Genomic DNA, 18217 nt, shown 5'->3' with positions numbered 1-18217 from the left:
CCCCTGGCTGCGTCAGCCCTGCGCCGCCGCTGAGGAGGTCGGCGGTCACCGGGGGCGGTCCTCGAGGCGGTGGCGGAGGGATTCGCCGAGGGGGCTGAGGCGGGGAGGGGCGGGGGCGGGGCGGACGGCGAGGCGGCGGGCGAGGCCGGCCAGGCCGCCGGGCATGCGGCCGAGGGCGGTGGCGAGGCCGCCGACGACGACGGCGGAGATGCCGGGGACGGTGCCGGTGTCCAGGCCGACCAGCAGGGCCGCGGCGAAGACGGCGCCGACCGCGCTGTCGGCGCCGACCACGACCACGGTGGCGAACCACAGCAGGCCCTGGATCGGGTCGAAGGCGGCGGCGGAGAAGGCTCGCCCGGCCAGGGTCAGCAGGCCGCCGCCGAGTGCGGCCAGCCCGGCGCCGGCCATGAAGACCAGCAGTTTCAGCCGGGGCACGTCCACCCCGGCGGCCGAGGCGCCGGCCTGGTGGTCGCGCATCGCGGTGAGCGCGCGGCCGAGCCGCCCCCGGTGCAGGTTGCGCACGAGCAGCAGGCCGAGGCCGAGCAGCACCAGTTCGGCGGTGTAGAAGGCGCCGTCCCCGGCGAGGAACTCCGGGCGCTCCACGACCAGGCCGGTGGTGGCGTACGGCTGGTTGAAGACCAGGCGGCTGAGCGCGGTGCCGACCGCGAAGGTGACCAGGGCCAGGGCGAGGCCGCGGCGGCGGATGGCGGGCCAGCCGGTGAGCACGCCGAGCGGGACGACGACGGCGACCGCCAGCAGCAGCGCCGGGACGGCGGGCAGCGGCGGCACGCCGGGGACCCGGCCCGACATCAGCAGGGCGGTGCCGAGCCCGCCGAGGCCCGCGTACCCGGCCTGGCCGAGCGAGACCTGCCCGCCGTAGCCGGTGACCACGACGATCGACAGCAGGACGAGGGCGAGGGCGGGCACCACCAGGGCGTGGCGCAGGTCCTCGCTGCGAAAGCCGAGCGGCAGCAGCAGGAGGACCGTGCAGACGGCCTTGACGGCGGCCGAGCCGCGTTCGATGCGCGGTGCGCCGGCCGGGGCGAGGCCGGTGTCGTCGACGGCTCCGCGCCAGGGCAGCAGGGCGGCGACCAGCAGGGCGACGGTGAACAGGTTCGCCTGCACGGCCTGGGCGAGCGGCAGCAGTTGCCCGGCGGGGCGCAGCCGGGTGAGTTCGCTCTGCGCGACGCCGAGCGCGAGTCCGGTGACCACGGCCACGGGAAGGCTGCGCAGCCGGGCGGCGACGGCGACGGCCATGGTCTCCATGACCAGCAGTGGCAGGCCGTACGGGTCGAGCAGCAGGGACGGCGCCAGCAGGATGCCGACGAGTCCGGCGGTGAACGAGCCGAAGGCCCAGCCGGCGGCGGAGATCCGGTCGGCGTCGATGCCGGCGAGTTCGGCGAGGCCGCGGTTGTCGACGACGGCACGCAGCCGGGTGCCGAAGGCGGTGTACCGGGTGACCAGGCCGACGCCGCCGGCGACCGCGAGCAGGGCGGCGAGCTGGACGGCGGTGTCCAGGCGGAGCACGTGCCCGCCCAGGTCGGCGAGGTGCCGGGGCTGGACGAGGGCTGGTGCGTCGGCGAGCGGGGCGGTGCCCCACAGCAGGATGACGGTGCCGATGAGCAGGACGAAGACGCCGATGCCGGCGACCATCGTCTCGCCGGCCCCGGCGCCGCGCCGCTGGAGGGGGCGGAAGACGGCGGCGTCGAGCAGGACGCCGAAGGCGGGGGCGGCGATCAGCAGGCAGAAGGCGGCGGCGGGCAGCAGCGGCCAGCCGCGGACGACGACGAGTTCGCGCAGCAGGTAGGCGGTGGCGGCGGCCTGGGCGCCCTGGGCGAGGTTGAGCACCCCGGTGGCGCGGTGGGTGACGACCAGGCCGACGCCGCTCAGCGCGGCGGCACTGCCGACCGAGAGGCCGGCGAGGGCGAGGTCGGCGGTCAGGCCGAGGCTGTCGCTCACCCGTCGGCCGTTCCGGGCCCGCCGGGCGGCTCGGGGCCGGGCTCGGCGGCCCCGGCGGGCGGTCCGGGGTCGCAGACCGGGCAGGGGGTGAGGCCGCGGTCGCGGACGGCCCGGGCGTCGACGGGTTCGGCGCCGGTCTTGCCCGACACCAGGGGGCAGTCCCGGCGGTGGTAGAGGGTGCCGTCGGGCAGGCCGACCGGCGGGCCACCGCCGTCCTCCTCGGGTGCGGCAGCCGGGGTCTCGGTCACCAGCAGGGCGTACAGCTGCTCCAGCCGCCGGTCGGTCTGCTCGCCGGGCCCGGCACCGGGGCGGCGGACGGCGATCAGGACGGCGCCGGCCACGATCAGGGCCGCGCCGGGGGCGGTCGCGGAGGCGATGTAGGGCAGCTGACGCGCCGCGAACTCCTCCCCGGAGACGCCGTACCACCCGAGGACGCACAGCACGGCGCCGGCCGCGAGCGTGAACCAGCCGGGCCACTCGCGCAGTGCCCGCAGCAGCCCGGCGGCGCTCGGCCGGGGAATCCGGTTCATCCAGATTTCTCCGTACTGTCCAGATTTCTCGATATTCTACTGTTCTGTCAGCTCCTCTTGCGGTTCGTCAGCCTATCGGCCTTCATAGTGTCACTTGCGGCATACGGCGCCGCAGCACGGACCACAGCTCCGACCCGGAGCAGCCACGACACGAGTGACCGGGGCCACCGGCGGGAGGGCGGCCCGCAGGTCGGGAAGAACGCGGTGAGCACCCATGCGTACCACCCCCAGCGAGTCGATCCACCGGGCCGGGCCCGGCCCCGCCGACCACTCGGACGGCCGCACCCCCGCAGCCCGCCGGGCAGGCGCGGCCGGCCGGCTCGCCGCAGCCGTACTGGCCGTCCTGGCCCTGCTGTTCGCGGCCGCCTGCAGCAGCGACGGATCCTCCGGTTCCTCCTCCCCGTCGCCCACGGCGCCGGCCTCGCCCACGGTGTCGGAGTCGCCCACGGTGTCGGAGTCGCCCGGCGGCTCGGCCCCCGCCGACGCGGAAGCGGCCAAGACCGCGATCACGACCAACTGGGAGAAGTTCTTCGACCCGGCGACGCCGATCGCCGACAAGGCCGCCCTGCTGCAGAACGGCGAGGCGCTCCAGCCGGCCCTGCAGGGCTTCGCGAACGACCCGCGGGTCGGCCAGGTCAAGGCCGACGTGAGCGACGTGCAGTTCACCTCCGCCACGACCGCCACGGTGACCTACGCGCTGTCGCTGTCGGGCCAGGTCGTCGAACCGGCCGCGACCGGGCAGGCCGTCCTGGACAACGGCACCTGGAAGGTGTCGACCAGCACCCTGTGCGGCCTGATCACGCAGGCCGGCGGCTCGACGATCCCGGGATGCAGCTGACACGGTCCCGGCGGGCGGCCCGGCACGCCGCGGCCGCCCGCACCACCGTGCTCGCGGCCTCGGCCGCCCTGCTGCTGACCGTCGCCGGCTGCGGCAGCCGCCTGCCGGAGAGCGCCTTCGGCGCCCCTCCGGCGGGCAGCACCGGCCGCTCCACCGACACCGGGGCGAACGCCGACAGCGTGAAGGTCGGCATCATCACCTCGCTGACCAGCCCGGTCGGTTCGGAGACCTTCGCCGGACCGCGCTACGGCGCGCAGGCCTTCTTCCGGGCCCTCAACGCCGCCGGAGGGCTGAACGGGCGCACCGTCCAGGTCGTGACCTGCGACGACGGCGGCAGCGGCATCGGCAACCAGGACTGCGTGCACCGGCTGATCGACCGGGAGAAGGTCTTCGCCCTCGTCGCCGGCAGCGTCCTCGTCTACGCGGGCGCCCCCTACGTCAGTTCCAAGGGCGTGCCCGACATCGGCGGGCAGCCCATCGGCACCGCCTACGAGCAGTGGCCGGACCTGTACGGCATCTACGGGAGCAGCGCCCCGCGCGACGGGCGGTCGGTCGGCTGGGACGGCACCCTCTACCAGAGCACCGAGATCTACCGGTACTTCAAGGAGAAGCTCGGCGCGCGCAGCGCCGCCGTGGTCTCCTACGACCAGGCCGACTCCGCACGCTACGCCCGCCAGTTGGAGGAAGGGCTGCGGGCCGAGGGGTACCGGGTGCTCAACCAGACCGTCGACCTGGCGCTCCCCGGCTTCCAGGCGGTCGCGGCCGCCATGAAGGCCGACGGCACCGAACTCCTCTTCGACGCCATGGACACCCGCGGCAACGCCGCCCTCTGCCAGGCCCTCGACGCGGCCGGGGTGCGGCTGAAGGCCAAGGTGACCAACGTGCAGAACTGGACGGCCACCGCCGGCGCCGACTACCGGGACTCCCCCGGCTGCCGGTCCGTCCTGTGGGCCACCTCCTCCAGCCTCAACTACGAGGACACCCGGTACCCGGAGGTGCAGGCCTTCCGCAGCGCCATGGCCGAGTACTTCCCCGAGCGCGAAGGACTGCTCTCCGCCTGGGAGTTGGAGGGATGGGCGGCCGCCCGGTGGCTCACCGACGCGATGGACTCCTGCGGCGCCGACCTCACCCGGCGGTGCGTGGAGGCCTTCATGAACAGCGGCACCCCGTACGACGCCAACGGGCTGCTGCTGCCCGCCTCGTTCAAACGTGCCCCGCGGCCGAGCGGACCGCTGCGCGCCTGCCTGAACGCCGCCCGCTGGGAGGACTCCGCCGGCTCCGGCCACGGCGGGTGGGTCACCCAGGTGCCCGACATGACGACCACCTGCTACGACGTGCCGCAGCTGCCGTACCGGCCCTGACCGGCCGTGACCGGCCCGGCGGTGTGGCGAACGTCGCAGGTGATCGGGCCCGGGTTTGCCCCTCGGCCCGGCGACTCGGCGCGGAGCGGCCGGTAGGCTGCCGCTGCCCCGTCCGAGCTGCAAGGAGTCCCGTTGGCCGCCGCCGTGCCCGAGTCCGTGACCACCGTCGTCGGGGTCGGTGCGGACGGATGGGACGGACTCGCGCCCACCGCACGCGAGGCGCTGCTGGCCGCCGAGGTCGTGATCGGCGGGCCGCGCCAACTCGACCTGCTGCCGGACACCGTCACCGCCGAACGGGTGGCCTGGCCCTCGCCGCTGCGCCCCGCCGTGCCGCGGCTGCTCGCCGAACACGCCGGCCGGCGCCTGTGCGTCCTGGCCAGCGGCGACCCGATGTTCTTCGGCATCGGCCGGGCCCTCGCCGAGACCGCCGGCGCCGGACGGCTGCGCATCCTGCCGCACCCCTCCTCCGTGTCGTACGCCTGCGCCCGCCTCGGCTGGCCGCTGGAGGACACCGAGGTCGTCAGTCTGGTCGGCCGGCCCCCGGAGACCCTGAACGCGGTGCTGTCCGGCGGGCGCCGGCTGCTGGTGCTGAGCGCCGGCGCCGACACCCCCGCCGAGGTCGCCGCCCTGCTCACCGCCCGTGGCTACGGCGCCAGCCGGATGCACCTCCTGGAACGGCTCGGCGCCGAGCGGGAGCGCATCGCCGACGGCACCGCCGAGGCCTGGCCGCACCCCGCCGGCGACCCGCTGAACATCGTCGCCGTCGAGTGCGAGGGCCCCGGGGCGCAGCTCGTCCCCGGCCTGCCGGACGACGCGTACGAGCACGACGGGCAGCTGACCAAGCGCCACGTCCGGGCCGCCACCCTGGCCGCGCTCGCGCCGTCCCCCGGCGAACTGCTGTGGGACATCGGCGGCGGCTCCGGCTCCATCGCGATCGAATGGCTGCGGGCGCACCGCAGCTGCCGGGCCGTCAGCGTGGAGCGCGACACGGTGCGGGCCGACCGCATCCGCCGCAACGCCGGCGCACTGGGCGTGCCGCGGCTCCGGGTGGTGACCGGCCGGGCGCCGGAAGCGCTGGCCGGGCTGCCCGCACCGGACGCCGTGTTCATCGGCGGCGGCCTGACCGCGCCCGGACTGCTCCGGGCCTGCTGGGACGCCCTCCCGGCCGGCGGACGGCTCGTCGCCAACACCGTGACCCTGGAGTCCGAGGCGCTGCTGACGCAGTGGTACCGCCGGCACGGCGGGGAGCTGGTGAAGCTGGCCGTGGCACACGCCGTACCCGTCGGCGGGTTCACCGGCTGGCGGCAGGCGATGCCGGTCACCCAGTGGTCCGCCGTCAAGGCAGTCGAGGAGGAACAGCAGTGACCGTCCACTTCATCGGGGCCGGCCCGGGCGCCGCCGATCTCATCACCGTCCGCGGCCAGCGCACGCTGGCGGCCTGCGGGGTGTGCCTGTACGCCGGCAGCCTGGTGCCGCGCGAACTGCTCGCCGAATGCCCGCCGGACGCCCGCCTGGTGGACACCGCCAACCTGGACCTGGACCGGATCGTCGCCGAGATCGTCCGCGCCCACGAGGAGGGGCACGACGTGGCACGCCTGCACTCCGGCGACCCGTCCGTGTTCAGCGCCGTCGCCGAGCAGATGCGGCGGCTCGACGCCCTGGGCATCCCGTACGAGGTGGTACCCGGCGTACCCGCCTTCGCCGCCGCGGCAGCGGCGCTCAAGCGGGAGCTGACCGTGCCGACGGTCGGTCAGACCGTCATCCTCACCCGGGTCGCCCGGCAGGCCACCCCGATGCCCGAGGGCGAGGACCTCGCCACGCTGGGGCGCAGCGGTGCCCTGCTGGTGCTGCACCTGGCCGCCCGGTACGTCGACAGCGTGGTCGAGGAGCTCCTCCCCCACTACGGCGCCGACTGCCCGGCCGCGGTGGTCGCCATGGCCAGCCGGCCCGACGAACTCGTCCTGCGGGGGACGCTCGGCGACATCGCCGACCAGGTGAAGGCGGCCGGTGTCCTGCGCACGGCGGTCATCCTGGTCGGCCGGACGCTCGGCGCCGAGCAGTTCCGCGACAGCCACCTCTACTCCCCGGACCGCGACCGGCCGCACGAGCCCTGCGGGGCCTGATCGATCAGGCCGATCGATCAGACGGATCGATCGGGCAGGCCGCCAACGCCCCCTGGGGTCACCCCTGTTGGCCGGCCCAGGGCCGCGGTGAAGGTTCGGGCCCGGTGGGTGATGTCGGGCCAGGCGGCGGCGGTGACGGCGGCGGGCGGGACGACGTCGGTGCCGGCGCAGACGGCGAGGGCGCCGTGGGTGAGGAAGGCGGCCGCGTTGGCGGTGTTGACGCCGCCGGAGGCCACCAGGGGGACGTCCGGGTAGGGGCCGCGGAGGTCGGCGAAGTAGCCGGGGCCGAACGTGCGGGCGGGGAAGATCTTCACCGCGGCGGCGCCGAGGTCGACGGCCCGGGCGACCTCCGTCGGGGTCAGGGCGCCCAGGACGACCGGCACGCCGGCCCGGTCGGCCGCGGCGGCGACCTCGGGGCGGCAGCCCGGCGTGACCAGGAAGGCCGCGCCGGCGTCCACCGCCCGGTGGGCCTGTTCGGCGGTGAGCACGGTGCCGGCGCCGACCCGGTGCCCGGCGCCGGCGGCCCGCCGCAGATGGGTGGTCACCTCCGGGGTGGTGAAGGTGAGTTCCACCAGGCCGATGCCGCCGGCGGCGAGGGCCGCGCACAGGTCGGCGGCGTCCGGGATGCGGGGCGCGCGGACGACGGCGACGACCCGTTCGGCGGCGAGTTCGGCCCGCAGGGCGGTGGAGGCGGTGGCGGTGACGGTCACAGGGCCCTCGTTCCTCGGTCGGTGCGGCGCAGGGCGCGGCCGGGGAGGGCGCCGGTGGGGCGGCCCTCGGCCAGGACGGCCGTGCCGTTGACGTAGACGTGCTCGATGCCGGCCGCGGGGCGGCGCGGGTGGTCGTAGTCGGCGGTGTCGCGGACGGTCAGCGGGTCCAGGAGGACCAGGTCGGCGTGGTGGCCGGGGCGGACCAGGCCGCGGCGGTCCAGGCGCAGGCGACGGGCGGGGCGCCCGGTCATCCGGGCGATCGCGCCTTCCAGGGTGAGGACGCCCTCGTCGCGTGCGTAGTGGCCGAGGTAGCGGGCGAAGGTGCCCCACGCGCGGGGGTGCGGGCGGTCACCGACGAGCAGGCCGTCGCTGCCGGCGGTGTGTGCGGGGTGCCGCATGACGGTCCGGACGTTCTCCTCGTGGCCGACGTGCTGGAGGATCGTGGTGGCGAGCCGGTCGGCCTGCAGCAGGTCGAGGAAGACCGTGGTGCCGGTGGTGCCGCGTTCGGCGGCGACGTCGGCGACCGTCCGTCCGACCAGGCCGGCCAGCGCCGGGTCGCCGGTGCCGGAGATCTGGACGGTGGCCCAGTCGGCGACGACGCCGTGGCAGCCGTCGCTGCCCTTCTCCTCCATGTCGGTGCGGATGCGTTCGCGGGCGGCCGGGTCGGCGAGTCTGGCGAGGGCGGCCCCGGGGCCGCCGACGGCGGCCCAGCCGGGCAGCAGGGCGGCGAGGGTGGTGGAGCCGGGGAGGTAGGGATAGCTGTCGAGGGTGATGTCGATGCCCTCGGCGATCGCCCGGTCGACCAGGGCGAGGAGTTCACCGGCCCGGCCCCGGTTGACGTCGAAGTTCATGGTGGCGTGGGTGAGGTGCAGCGGGCAGCCGGAGGCGCGGGCGATCGCGATCATCTCGGCGTAGCCCTCCAGTGCCCCGGCGCCGTAGGAGCGCTGGTGGGGGGCGTGGAAGCCGCCCGCCGCCGCGACGACCTCGCACAGCGCGACGAGTTCGGCCGTCCCGGCGTACATGCCGGGCGGGTAGCTGAGCCCGCTGGAGAGGCCGACGGCGCCCTCGGCCAGCCCCCGGGCGACGGTTTCGCGCATCCGGTCGAGCTCGGCCGGGGCCGGCGGGCGGTCGTCCCAGCCCATGGCGAGCATCCGGACGGAGCCGTGCGGCACCAGGTAGCAGGTGTTGACGGCCGCGCCGCCGTCGAGCCGGTCGAGGTAGCCGCCGACGGTGCGCCAGTTCCAGTCGAAGCCGTCCGGGTCGCCGTTCCAGCCGGCGAGCTGGCGGCGCAGCGCGGGGAGGGTGGTGTCGTCGACGGGGGCGTAGGAGAGGCCGTCCTGGCCGAGGACCTCGCAGGTGACGCCCTGGGTGGTCCGGGAGGGGTGGCCGGGTTCGACGAGCAGCCGCAGGTCGGAGTGGGCGTGCATGTCGATGAAGCCGGGGGCGAGGACGAGCCCGTCCGCGTCGATCACCCGGCGGCCGGTCAGGCCGTGGCCGATGCCGTCGATCAGGCCGCCGGTGACGGTGACGTCGGCCGTGCGGCGCGGGGCACCGGTGCCGTCCACGACGGTGGCCCCACGGAACAGCAGATCAGCCACCGAACCACCCCTCATCTGCGAAGTTGCGTTATTTGCAACTGCCGTTGCGCATATCGCCACGACGGTTCTAACATTCACGCCGAACAGAGGTCAACGACACCGGGCCGCCGCGGCGGCCGGGCGGCAGCGAGGAGCGGGGCGGATGGCGGAGCGGACGGCGGGCCCGTGGGCCGTGTGCCTCGGCGAGTCGATGGCGGTGCTGCTGCCGGACCGCACAGGCCCGCTGGAGGCCGTCGGCGGCTTCCGGCCCTCGGTGGGCGGCGCCGAGTCCAACACGGCGTGCGCGCTGGCGGCGCTCGGCGTGCCGAGCGCCTGGATCGGCCGGGTCGGCGACGACGGCTTCGGGCGGCTGCTGACCGCCGACCTCGCCGCCCGCGGCGTGGACGTCTCCGCCGTCGCCGTCGACCCGCAGCGCCCGACCGGCCTGTACGTCAAGGAGACCGGCGGCTCCGGCCTGCCGCACGACCTGGGCGCCGGCCGCAGCCGGCTGCACTACTACCGGACGGGCTCCGCCGCCTCCGCCCTCTCCCCCGCCCTGCTCACCGACCCGGCCGCCGCCCGGCTGCTCGGCGGCGCCCGACTGCTGCACCTGACCGGCATCACGGCGGCGCTCTCCGACAGCTGCCTCGCCCTGGTCCGCACTCTGCTCGGGCGGCCCCGGCCCGGGCAGCTGGTCTCCTTCGACCTCAACTGGCGCCCCGGCCTGTGGCGCGGCCGGGACGCAGGCGTCCTGCCGGCCCTGCTGGACGCCGCCGACATCGTCCTGCTGGGCGCCGACGAGGCCGAGGCGGCCTTCGGCACCGGCGACCCGCATGCGCTGCGGGCCGCCCTCCCCTCGCCCGCCGTCCTGGTGGTCAAGGACGCCGAGCACCGGGCCACCGCCCTCGACCGGGCGGGCACGGCGGTCGGCGAACGGGCGCTGGCCGTCGACGTGCTGGAGCCCACCGGCGCCGGTGACGCCTTCGCCGCCGGCTACCTGGCCGGTGTGCTGCGCGGCCTGGACGGGCTCCGCCGGCTGCGCCTCGGGCACCTGGCCGCGGCGTGCGCGCTGACCTCCCCGGGCGACCGCGGCGGCGTGCCCGCGCCGGAGGCCGTGGCGGCGCTGCTCGGCGCCTCCGCACGGGAGTGGGCGGCGACCCGGGTGGGCGCGGATGGCATCGTGTCCCCGGTACTGACCCGGCCGGCCGCGCGTATCGGAGCACCCACCCCATGAGCCAGACCGTCACCCGCGCCCTGCGCCTGCTCGCCGAGCTCGGCGAGGGCGAGCGCTCCCTCGACCAGCTGGCGGAAGCCCTCGGCGTGCACAAGACGACGGTGCTGCGGCTGCTGCAGAGCCTGGAGGAGGGGCGCTTCGTCCACCGCGACGCCAACTACCGCTACCACCTGGGGGCCGGGCTGTTCGCACTGTCCAGCCTGGCGCTGGAGCAGCGCGGCATCCGCCGTACCGCCGCACCGCACCTGGCGGAGCTGAACGCGGCGACCGGGCAGACCGTGCACCTGGCCGCGTACGAGGGCGGCGAGGTGGTCTACATCGACAAGTACGACTCCCGGCAGCCGGTGCGGATGTACTCCCGGATCGGGCTGCGGGCCTCGCTGCACTGCACCGCCGTGGCGAAGGTGCTGCTCGCCGACCTGCCGCCGGCCGGGCGGCGCAAGGTGGCGGCCGGGATCGAGTACACCCCGCACACCGCCAACACCATCACCGGGCCCAAGGAGCTGCTGGCCGAGCTGGAGCAGGTCGCCGCCCAGGGCTGGGCGCAGGACCACGCCGAGCACGAGGCGTTCATCAACTGCGTGGCCGCGCCCGTCCGGGACGCCTCCGGCCGGGTCGTCGCCGCGGTGTCGATCTCGGTGCCGGACGTGGTGCTGCCGTACGAGCAGGTGCTGGAGCTGCTGCCGCAGCTGCTGGCCACCGCCCGGGCGGTCTCCGCGGACGCCGGCGCCACCGCCTGACCCGCACCCGCACACCCCGAGAGGAAGCACCCCGCATGACCGAGAAGACCGAGATCCGCACGGACGGCGCGCCCGCACCCGCCTGGATGTTCTCCCAGGGCGTGCGCAAGGGCCCGGTCCTGCAGGTCTCCGGCCAGGGCCCGCAGGACCCGGCGACCGGCGCCTACCTGTACCCGGGCGACGTGCGGGCCCAGACCCGGCGGACGCTGGAGAACGTCAAGGCGATCGTCGAGGCCGGCGGCGGCACGGTCGAGGACGTGGTGATGTTCCGCGTCTACCTGACGAAGCGCGCCGACTTCGCCGCGATGAACGAGGCCTACGCCGCCTTCATCGCGGAGAACATCCCCGAGGGCGGGGTCAAGCCGTGCCGGACGACCGTCATGGTCGAGCTGCCGCAGGAGCCGATGCTGGTGGAGATCGACGCCCAGGCCGTCATCGGCTGACCGGCGTTCGCCGGCGGCCGGACTGCGTACGTCAGCGGCCGGACCGTGCCCGGGCCGGCGGGCCCAGCGGCTCGGCCCGGCCGACGATCGTGCCGGCCCGGTCGATGCAGATGACGTCCACCGCGACCGGTGCCGGGCTCAGCACGCCGAGCGCGGTGGCCCGGGCCGCCTCGGCCACCAGGTCGCCGAGCGGCACCCCGGCCGCCGAGCACAACTGCACCGCCTCCAGACCGGTGTTGGCGGCGGCCACCGCCTCCGCCAGCTCCGGGGAGGCGCCGCCGCGGCGGGCCAGCTCCGCCAGGTAGCCCTTGTCGACCTGCGAGCGGGCCGAGTGCAGGTCGAGGTGGCCGGCCGCCAGCTTGGACAGCTTGGCGAAACCGCCGGCGACGGTCAGCCGCGGCACCGGGTGGCGCTTGAGGTACTTGAGCACCGCCCCCGCGAAGTCGCCCATGTCCAGCAGGGCGTCCTCCGGCAGGCCGTGCACCGCCACCGCGACCTTCTCCGAGGTCGAGCCGGTGCACCCGGCGACATGGGTGCGGCCGGCGGCGCGGGCCACGTCCACGCCGCGCCGGATCGAGTCGATCCAGGCCGAGCAGGAGTACGGCACCACGATGCCGGTGGTGCCGAGGATGGACAGGCCGCCCAGGATGCCGAGGCGCGGGTTCCAGGTGGAGCGGGCGATCTCCTCGCCGTGGTCGACGGAGATCTCCACCACCACGTCGCCGCTGCCGCCGTGCCGCGCCGCGACCTCCGCCACGGTGTCCCGGATCATCTGCCGGGGCACCGGGTTGATCGCCGGCTCGCCGACCGGCAGCGGCAGCCCGGCCTTGGTGACCGTGCCGACGCCCGGGCCCGCCCGGAACACCACTCCCGTCCCCGTGTCGCCCGCGGTGACGGTGGCGCGGATCAGCGCGCCGTGGGTGACGTCCGGGTCGTCGCCGGCGTCCTTCACCACCCCGGCCATCGCCCGGCCGCCGCCCAGCTCCTCCGCCGCCAGGGCGAACGAGGGCCGCTGCCCCTTCGGCAGGGTGATCTCCACCGGGTCGGGGAACTCGCCGGTGAGCAGCGCGGTGTACGCGGCGGTGGTGGCCGCCGTGGCGCACGCGCCCGTCGTCCAGCCGTGCCGCAGCCCGCTACTCTTCAGCTGCGCCGCCCGGCCGCCCGACTCAGCCACGTCCGCCTCCTGGAGTTCCGATGCACGTCCTGATCCTCGGCGGCACCACCGAGGGCCGCCGACTGGCCGCCGCCCTCGCCGACGACCCCGCGCTGCGGGTGACCAGCTCGCTGGCCGGCCGGGTCGCCGAGCCGCGGCTGCCCGCGGGCGAGGTGCGGATCGGCGGGTTCGGCGGCGCGTCCGGGCTGGCCGAGTGGCTGCGGGAGGAGCGCGCGGACGCGGTCATCGACGCCACCCACCCCTTCGCCGAACGGATCAGCCGGAACGCGGCCGCTGCGGCCGCCGAGGTCCATGTTCCCCTGCTCGCCCTGCGGCGTCCCAGCTGGGTGCCGGTCGACGGCGACCGCTGGCACCGGGTGGACTCCCTGGCCGAGGCCGCCGACGCACTGCCGGGCCTCGGCCGCCGGGTCTTCCTCACCACCGGCCGGCAGGGCCTGGCCGCCTTCGCGCACCTGAAGGACACCTTCTTCCTGGCCCGCTCCGTGGACGCACCCGGGCGGCCGCTGCCGCCGCGGCTGGAGGTGCTGCTCGACCGCGGGCCGTTCACCCCGGACGGCGAGCGCACGGTCTTCCGCGAGCACCGGATCGACGTCCTGGTCACCAAGGACAGCGGCGGCGCCGCCACCGCCCCCAAACTGGCCGTCGCCCGCGAACTGGGCCTGCCGGTCGTGATCGTCCGCCGCCCCGAGCCCCCCGCCGGTATCCCCGTCGCCGAAGACGTCCCGACGGCGGTCGCCTGGCTGGATGCCCTTCGGGTGCACCACTGAGGTGCCCCCCACGCGCCCCTGATTGCTGCTAGGCCTTCCGCAGGAAGCGGCGGAGTTTCCGGAGCGGCCAGGTGTTGATCACCTCGTCGGGGGTGAGGCGGCCGCGTTGGGCGGTGGCGACGCCGAAGCGGAGGTTGTCCAGGTGCGGGGTGGCGTGGGCGTCGGTGTCGATCGCGAAGCGGACGCCGTGGCGGCGGGCGGCGAGGATCAGTTCGTCGCCGAGGTCGAGGCGTTCCGGTGAGGCGTTGACCTCCAGGGCGGTGCCGGTGCGGGCGCAGGCCGCGAAGACGGCGTCGAAGTCGGCGTCGATCGGTGCGCGGCGGCCGAGCAGCCGGGTGGTGGGGTGGCCGATGACGTGGACGTACGGGTTCTCGCAGGCGCGGACCAGGCGGCGGGTCTGGGCGTCGCGGTCGAGCGTGAAGGCGGAGTGGATCGAGGCCACGCACAGGTCGAAGCCGGCCAGGAACTCGGGCGGCCAGTCGACGCCGCCGTCCGGGTCGATGTTGAGCTCGGTGCCGTGCAGGACGCGCATCCGGCCGTAGGAGCCCTGCAGGGCCCGGACGCGTTCGCGCTGGGCCAGCATCTTCTCGTCGGTCATCCGCTGCATGGCGAGGTTCGGGGCGTGGTCGGTGACCGCGACGTAGGACCGGCGGCGGCGGTGGGCGGCGGCGAGCATCTCCTCCAGCGGGGCGAGTCCGTCGGTGAGGTCGGTGTGGATGTGCAGGTCGCCGCGGACGTCCTGCTCGGTGACGGGGGCGGGGAGTTCCCCGTCCAGCGCGTCCTCGATCTCGCCGCGGTCCTCGCGCAGGGTGGGCGGGATCCACGGGAGGCCGAGGGCCCCGTAGACCTCCTCCTCGGTGCGGGAGACCGGTTTGCGGCCGCCGTCGGCCTCGAACAGGCCGTACTCGGAGAGCTTGAGACCGGCCCGGACGGCCCGGGCGCGGAGCTTGATGTTGTGCGCCTTGGAGCCGGTGAAGTAGACGAACGCGGCGCCCCAGTCCTCCGCGGGGACGACCCGCAGGTCGACCTGCATCCCCCGCTCGGTGCGGACCGAGGTCTTGGTGGTGCCGCTGCCCAGCACCTCGGCGGTGAGCGGGTGGGCGGTGAGGGCGGCCATCAGCGGGGCCGAGTCGGCTGCGGCGGCGAGCACGTCGACGTCGCCGACGGTCTCGCGCATCCGGCGCAGCGACCCGGCGTACGTGCAGCGCTCGCAGCCGGGGGCGGCGCTCACCGCGGCGGTGATCTCCTCGGCGAGGGCGAGGGCCGTGGGGAGCAGGACGCGGCCACCGCCCTGCCGGAGCACCTCGATGCCGTGGACGATGTTCTCGGCGGTGCGGGCGCCGAGGCCGGGGAGGGTGTCGAGCCGCCCGGCGCGGGCGGCGTCGAGCAGTTCGTCGACGGTGGAGACGCCGAGTTCGCGGTGGACGAGGGCGGCCTTCTTGGGGCCGACGGTCGGGATCGCCATGATCTCGCGGACGCCGGGCGGCACCTGGGCGCGGAGCTCGTCGACGGCGGCGACCCGGCCGGTGGACAGGTACTCGGCGATCTTCTCGGCGGTGGACCTCCCGACGGCGGGGATGGCCCGGAGGCCCTTGGCGTCGAGCCGGGCGAGGTCCTCGGGGTGGCCGCCGACGGACCGGGCGGCCTTCTCGTAGGACCGTGCCCGGTAGGCGTCACCGCCGGTGAGCAGGAGCAGGTCGGAGTACTCCTGCAGCAGCGCGCCGACCTCGTCGTTGAGCCGCGCCATGGCCTCAGTCTAGGTCGCCCTTGACAACCCCACCCATGCGGAATGAATATTCATTCCGTGACCTCGCGCAAGCCCGACCTCGCCCGGCAGCTGATCGACGCCGCCATCGCCCTCTTCGCCGAACGGACCTACGAGGGCACCCAGATGCCCGCCGTCGCACAGCGGGCCGGGGTGGGTGTGGGCAGCATCTACCGGTACTTCCCGAGCAAGGAGGCGCTCGGCAACGCCGCCTTCCAGCACGCCAAGCGGGCCCTGCTCGACGAGCTCGCCGCGACGATGGCCGAGGGCGGCCCGGCCTCCTCGATCCGCGAGGAGTTCGGCCGCTTCTGGCGCGGCTTCACCCGCTACGCCACCGCCCGCCCGGAGGCCTTCGTCTTCCTGGAGCACCAGCAGCACGACACCTTCCTCGCCCCGGAGAGCCTGACGCTCGCCGCCGAGATCGACCGGATCGCCGCCGACTTCATCGAGCGCGGCCAGCAGGCCGGCGCGATCCGCGAGGGCGACGCCGCCCAGCTGGTCGCCCTGGGCGTCGGCGCCTTCACCGGGCTGGTCAAGCTGCACCGGCCCGAGGGCCTGGGCGCGCTGACCCCGGCCGAGCTGGACGCCGCCGAGGAGGCGGTCTGGGACTTGCTGCACCGCCCCGACGCCCGCACCTGACAGCCCTTCACGCCACCGAAAGGCAGGCCCCGATGTCCGCCCCGAAGACCGTCCTGATCACCGGCTGCTCCTCCGGCATGGGCCGGGAGGCCGCCCTCGCCCTGCACCGGCTCGGCCACCGCGTGGTCGCCACCGCGCGCCGCCCCGAGACCCTCGCCGACCTGGCCGCCCTCGGCATGGAGACGCTCGCCCTGGACGTCACCGACGAGCGGTCGATGACCGCGGCGGTGGCCCGCACCGAGGAACTGCACGGGCACGTCGACATCCTGGTCAACAACGCCGCCTACGGCCTGCACCAGCCGGTCGAGCTGGCCGCGCCCGAGGACGTCCGCGCGCAGTTCGACACCAATGTCTTCGGCCTGGTGCGGATGGCGCAGCTGGTGCTGCCCGGAATGCGCCGGGCCGGCGGCGGACGGATCGTCAACATCTCGTCGATGGGCGGCCGCTTCTCCCCGCCCGGCGGCGCCTTCTACCACGCGACCAAGCATGCCGTGGAGGCGATCAGCGACTCGCTGCGGCTGGAGGTGGCGCCGTTCGGCGTCCAGGTCGTGGTCGTCCAGCCCGGCCCGACGATCACCGAGTTCGGCGGCACCGCGGTCGCCACCATGCCCGGCGACTCCGGCCCGTACGGTGCGTTCAGCGCCGCACTCGCCGACATGTACGCCAACAAGGCCTTCACCAGGCGCAGCGGCGCCGTGACGGCGGAGGCGGCGACCAAGGTGATCGTCCGGGCGGCGACCGTACGGCGGCCGCGGGCCCGCTACGCGATCGGCGCGATGGCCCGCGGCACGATGATCGCCAAGCGGCTGCTGCCGGACGCGGCCTTCGACGCGGTGATGCGGGCCTCCTTCCCGCTGCCGAAGGCCGCCTGACGGCACGGCTGCTGCGACGACTGCGGGAAATCCGCTCGCGGTCGGCCCGCCCGACGCACTAGCCTCGGCGGTATGAAGCACCAGCGCGCTGCCGCGACCACGACGCCGGAGAGAGTCCCGGCGCGCTGACACCTGCTGTCCGAAGCCCCGGGGCGAGTGCCCCGGGGCTTCGTGCTGTTCCCGGTCACCCGTCCCGGCACACCCGAGGGAGACCGACATGAACGAGAGCACCGACGCGAAGGACCACCGCCGGCTCGGCCGCGAGCTGGACCTGTTCGACACCGACCGGCTGATCGGCGCCGGCCTGCCGTACTGGCTGCCCGACGGCGCCGCGGTGCGGCACGCCCTGGAGGAGTACGTCCACGAGATGGAGCGGCGGGCCGGCTACCGGCACGTCCACTCGCCGGTGCTCGGCAAACGCGAGCTGTACGAGATCTCCGGGCACTGGGCGCACTACAGCGAGGACATGTTCCCGCCGATGCGGCTCGGCGGCGAGGAGGTCGTCCTGCGGCCGAGCCTCTGCCCCCACCACGCGGTGATCTACCGTTCCCGGCCGCGCAGCCACCGCGACCTGCCGCTGCGGATGGCCGAACTCGGCGGGATGTTCCGCTCCGAACTCTCGGGCGTGCTCGGCGGCCTCACCCGGGTCCGGGCGATCCAGCTGAACGACGCCCACATCTTCTGCCGGCCCGACCAGGTCGCCGAGGAGGTCCGGTCGGCACTGGCACTGATCCACCGGGCGTACCGGGCGCTCGGCATCGAACCGGCCCGGCACCGGCTCTCGCTGCCCGCCGAGGGCGGCAAGTACGTGGCCGACCCGGAGATGTGGCGACGCGCCGGCCGGCTGCTCGCCGAGGCGCTGGACGAGGCCGGTGTGCCGTACGAGGAGGAGGTGGGCGAGGCCGCGTTCTACGGGCCCAAGATCGACATCCAGGTGGTGGACCGGGCGGGCCGGGAGTCCACCCTGTCCACCGTGCAGGTCGACTTCCACCAGCCGGCCCGGTTCGACCTCGGCTACACCGGCCCGGACGGCGCCAGGCACCGGCCGGTGATGGTGCACCGGGCGGTGATCGGCAGTGTGGAACGGGCGGTGGCGCACCTGATCGAGGTGCACCAGGGGGCGTTCCCGGCGTGGCTGGCACCCGTCCAACTGCTGGTGCAGCCGGTCGCCGAGGAGCAGCGGGCGCAGGCGGAGGCGCTGGTCAGGGAGGCCGTGGAACAGGGGCTGCGGGCCGAGCTCTCCGACCCGCAGTCCGGCACCCTCGGGGCGCGGGTCCGGGCCGGGCGGCTGGTGCCGTTCCAGGCGGTGATCGGCGCGGCGGAGGCCGCCGACGGGCTGGTGTCACTGCGGCTGCGGGACGGCCGGCGGATGGGGCCGCTGCCGCAGGCGGAGGCCCTCCGGCTGATCGGGGACGAGGCCCGGGTGGGTCATCACTAGGGGCGCGTGGGGCGCCTCCCGGCCGAAGGCCGGGGGAGAACTGCGCA

17 protein-coding genes are annotated in these 18217 nt (G+C 75.4%); 11 read left to right on the top strand and 6 right to left on the bottom strand.

Translation table 11 applies throughout. The features are described 5' to 3' along the window. Positions 1-45: 45 nt before the first annotated feature. Positions 46-1959 carry an ABC transporter permease gene (locus AB0M03_RS06625; protein ID WP_363489132.1) on the bottom strand — a complete coding sequence of 638 codons (1914 nt, stop codon included), beginning with the start codon at positions 1957-1959 and terminating at the stop codon, positions 46-48. Further along, a complete protein-coding gene (locus AB0M03_RS06620; RefSeq protein WP_363489130.1) occupies positions 1956-2489 on the bottom strand; it encodes a hypothetical protein in 534 nt (177 codons plus the stop codon). The genes AB0M03_RS06625 and AB0M03_RS06620 overlap by 4 nt, the downstream gene beginning before the upstream one ends. Before the next feature lie 214 nt (positions 2490-2703). Here AB0M03_RS06620 and AB0M03_RS06615 point away from each other — a divergent pair, with 214 nt between their 5' ends. The 4 genes from AB0M03_RS06615 (at position 2704) to cobM (ending at position 6811) form a co-directional block, all read left to right on the top strand. Continuing rightward, a complete protein-coding gene (locus AB0M03_RS06615; RefSeq protein ID WP_363489128.1) occupies positions 2704-3327 on the top strand; it encodes a hypothetical protein in 624 nt (207 codons plus the stop codon). After that, the gene (locus AB0M03_RS06610) at positions 3318-4688 is read left to right on the top strand and encodes an ABC transporter substrate-binding protein (RefSeq protein WP_363489126.1); all 1371 of its coding nucleotides are present in this window, start codon (positions 3318-3320) and stop codon (positions 4686-4688) included. The genes AB0M03_RS06615 and AB0M03_RS06610 overlap by 10 nt, the downstream gene beginning before the upstream one ends. 132 nt (positions 4689-4820) lie before the next feature. Continuing rightward, positions 4821-6053: a precorrin-6y C5,15-methyltransferase (decarboxylating) subunit CbiE gene (gene cbiE / locus AB0M03_RS06605; RefSeq protein ID WP_363489124.1), complete on the top strand. Its 1233-nt coding sequence runs from the start codon at positions 4821-4823 to the stop codon at positions 6051-6053. Next, on the top strand, positions 6050-6811 hold the full coding sequence (gene cobM / locus AB0M03_RS06600) for a precorrin-4 C(11)-methyltransferase (RefSeq protein WP_363489122.1): 762 nt from the start codon (positions 6050-6052) through the stop codon (positions 6809-6811). The genes cbiE and cobM overlap by 4 nt, the downstream gene beginning before the upstream one ends. A 17-nt stretch (positions 6812-6828) precedes the next feature. On the opposite strand, the gene AB0M03_RS06595 is transcribed toward cobM, so the two are convergent. Next, complete coding sequence (locus AB0M03_RS06595; RefSeq protein ID WP_363489120.1) at positions 6829-7521, bottom strand: bifunctional 4-hydroxy-2-oxoglutarate aldolase/2-dehydro-3-deoxy-phosphogluconate aldolase; 693 nt, start codon at positions 7519-7521, stop codon at positions 6829-6831. Next, entirely contained in the window at positions 7518-9119 is a 1602-nt protein-coding gene (locus AB0M03_RS06590; RefSeq protein WP_363489118.1) for a D-aminoacylase, read from the bottom strand. The genes AB0M03_RS06595 and AB0M03_RS06590 overlap by 4 nt, the downstream gene beginning before the upstream one ends. A gap of 142 nt (positions 9120-9261) precedes the next feature. Between AB0M03_RS06590 and AB0M03_RS06585 the strand changes: the two genes are divergently transcribed. From AB0M03_RS06585 to AB0M03_RS06575, 3 genes are read left to right on the top strand one after another with little or no spacing between them, the layout of a single operon-like run. Beyond that, positions 9262-10332, top strand: coding sequence for a sugar kinase (locus tag AB0M03_RS06585; RefSeq protein WP_363489116.1), 1071 nt, complete (start codon positions 9262-9264; stop codon positions 10330-10332). Further along, entirely contained in the window at positions 10329-11072 is a 744-nt protein-coding gene (locus AB0M03_RS06580; RefSeq protein WP_363489114.1) for an IclR family transcriptional regulator, read from the top strand. Before AB0M03_RS06585 ends, AB0M03_RS06580 begins: the two co-directional genes overlap by 4 nt. A gap of 35 nt (positions 11073-11107) precedes the next feature. Continuing rightward, a complete protein-coding gene (locus AB0M03_RS06575) occupies positions 11108-11515 on the top strand; it encodes a RidA family protein (RefSeq protein WP_363489112.1) in 408 nt (135 codons plus the stop codon). A gap of 31 nt (positions 11516-11546) precedes the next feature. Here the strand turns inward: AB0M03_RS06575 and AB0M03_RS06570 are convergent, their stop codons facing one another. Next, on the bottom strand, positions 11547-12689 hold the full coding sequence (locus AB0M03_RS06570; RefSeq protein ID WP_363489110.1) for a cobalt-precorrin-5B (C(1))-methyltransferase: 1143 nt from the start codon (positions 12687-12689) through the stop codon (positions 11547-11549). A 20-nt stretch (positions 12690-12709) separates the two neighbouring features. On the opposite strand from AB0M03_RS06570, the gene AB0M03_RS06565 reads away from it, so the two are divergent. Continuing rightward, a complete protein-coding gene (locus tag AB0M03_RS06565; RefSeq protein ID WP_363489108.1) occupies positions 12710-13456 on the top strand; it encodes a cobalt-precorrin-6A reductase in 747 nt (248 codons plus the stop codon). Positions 13457-13484: 28 nt separating this feature from the next. Here the strand turns inward: AB0M03_RS06565 and polX are convergent, their stop codons facing one another. Further along, the gene (polX, locus tag AB0M03_RS06560) at positions 13485-15203 is read right to left on the bottom strand and encodes a DNA polymerase/3'-5' exonuclease PolX (protein ID WP_363489106.1); all 1719 of its coding nucleotides are present in this window, start codon (positions 15201-15203) and stop codon (positions 13485-13487) included. Positions 15204-15260: 57 nt separating this feature from the next. On the opposite strand from polX, the gene AB0M03_RS06555 reads away from it, so the two are divergent. From AB0M03_RS06555 to thrS, 3 genes are all read left to right on the top strand, one after another. Then, complete coding sequence (locus AB0M03_RS06555; RefSeq protein ID WP_363489104.1) at positions 15261-15860, top strand: TetR/AcrR family transcriptional regulator; 600 nt, start codon at positions 15261-15263, stop codon at positions 15858-15860. 32 nt (positions 15861-15892) lie between these two features. Next, on the top strand, positions 15893-16732 hold the full coding sequence (locus tag AB0M03_RS06550; RefSeq protein WP_363489102.1) for an SDR family NAD(P)-dependent oxidoreductase: 840 nt from the start codon (positions 15893-15895) through the stop codon (positions 16730-16732). Positions 16733-16949: 217 nt separating this feature from the next. Then, complete coding sequence (gene thrS / locus AB0M03_RS06545; protein WP_363489100.1) at positions 16950-18170, top strand: threonine--tRNA ligase; 1221 nt, start codon at positions 16950-16952, stop codon at positions 18168-18170. The last annotated feature ends 47 nt before the right edge of the window (positions 18171-18217 follow it).

The sequence above is a fragment of the Kitasatospora sp. NPDC051914 genome, from assembly GCF_040680995.1.
Taxonomy (GTDB): Bacteria; Actinomycetota; Actinomycetes; order Streptomycetales; family Streptomycetaceae; genus Kitasatospora.
This window is presented reverse-complemented; position numbering and strand designations above follow the sequence as displayed.

Excerpts from the sequence above, each read along its gene's own strand:
- AB0M03_RS06585 (WP_363489116.1), top strand. The coding sequence starts at position 9,262 with ATGGCGGAGCGGACGGCGGGCCCGTGGGCCGTGTGCCTCGGCGAGTCG.
- polX (WP_363489106.1), bottom strand. The coding sequence starts at position 15,203 with ATGGCGCGGCTCAACGACGAGGTCGGCGCGCTGCTGCAGGAGTACTCC.
- AB0M03_RS06580 (WP_363489114.1), top strand. The coding sequence starts at position 10,329 with ATGAGCCAGACCGTCACCCGCGCCCTGCGCCTGCTCGCCGAGCTCGGC.
- AB0M03_RS06610 (WP_363489126.1), top strand. The coding sequence starts at position 3,318 with ATGCAGCTGACACGGTCCCGGCGGGCGGCCCGGCACGCCGCGGCCGCC.
- AB0M03_RS06575 (WP_363489112.1), top strand. The coding sequence starts at position 11,108 with ATGACCGAGAAGACCGAGATCCGCACGGACGGCGCGCCCGCACCCGCC.
- AB0M03_RS06565 (WP_363489108.1), top strand. The coding sequence starts at position 12,710 with ATGCACGTCCTGATCCTCGGCGGCACCACCGAGGGCCGCCGACTGGCC.
- AB0M03_RS06615 (WP_363489128.1), top strand. The coding sequence starts at position 2,704 with ATGCGTACCACCCCCAGCGAGTCGATCCACCGGGCCGGGCCCGGCCCC.
- AB0M03_RS06550 (WP_363489102.1), top strand. The coding sequence starts at position 15,893 with ATGTCCGCCCCGAAGACCGTCCTGATCACCGGCTGCTCCTCCGGCATG.
- thrS (WP_363489100.1), top strand. The coding sequence starts at position 16,950 with ATGAACGAGAGCACCGACGCGAAGGACCACCGCCGGCTCGGCCGCGAG.
- AB0M03_RS06620 (WP_363489130.1), bottom strand. The coding sequence starts at position 2,489 with ATGAACCGGATTCCCCGGCCGAGCGCCGCCGGGCTGCTGCGGGCACTG.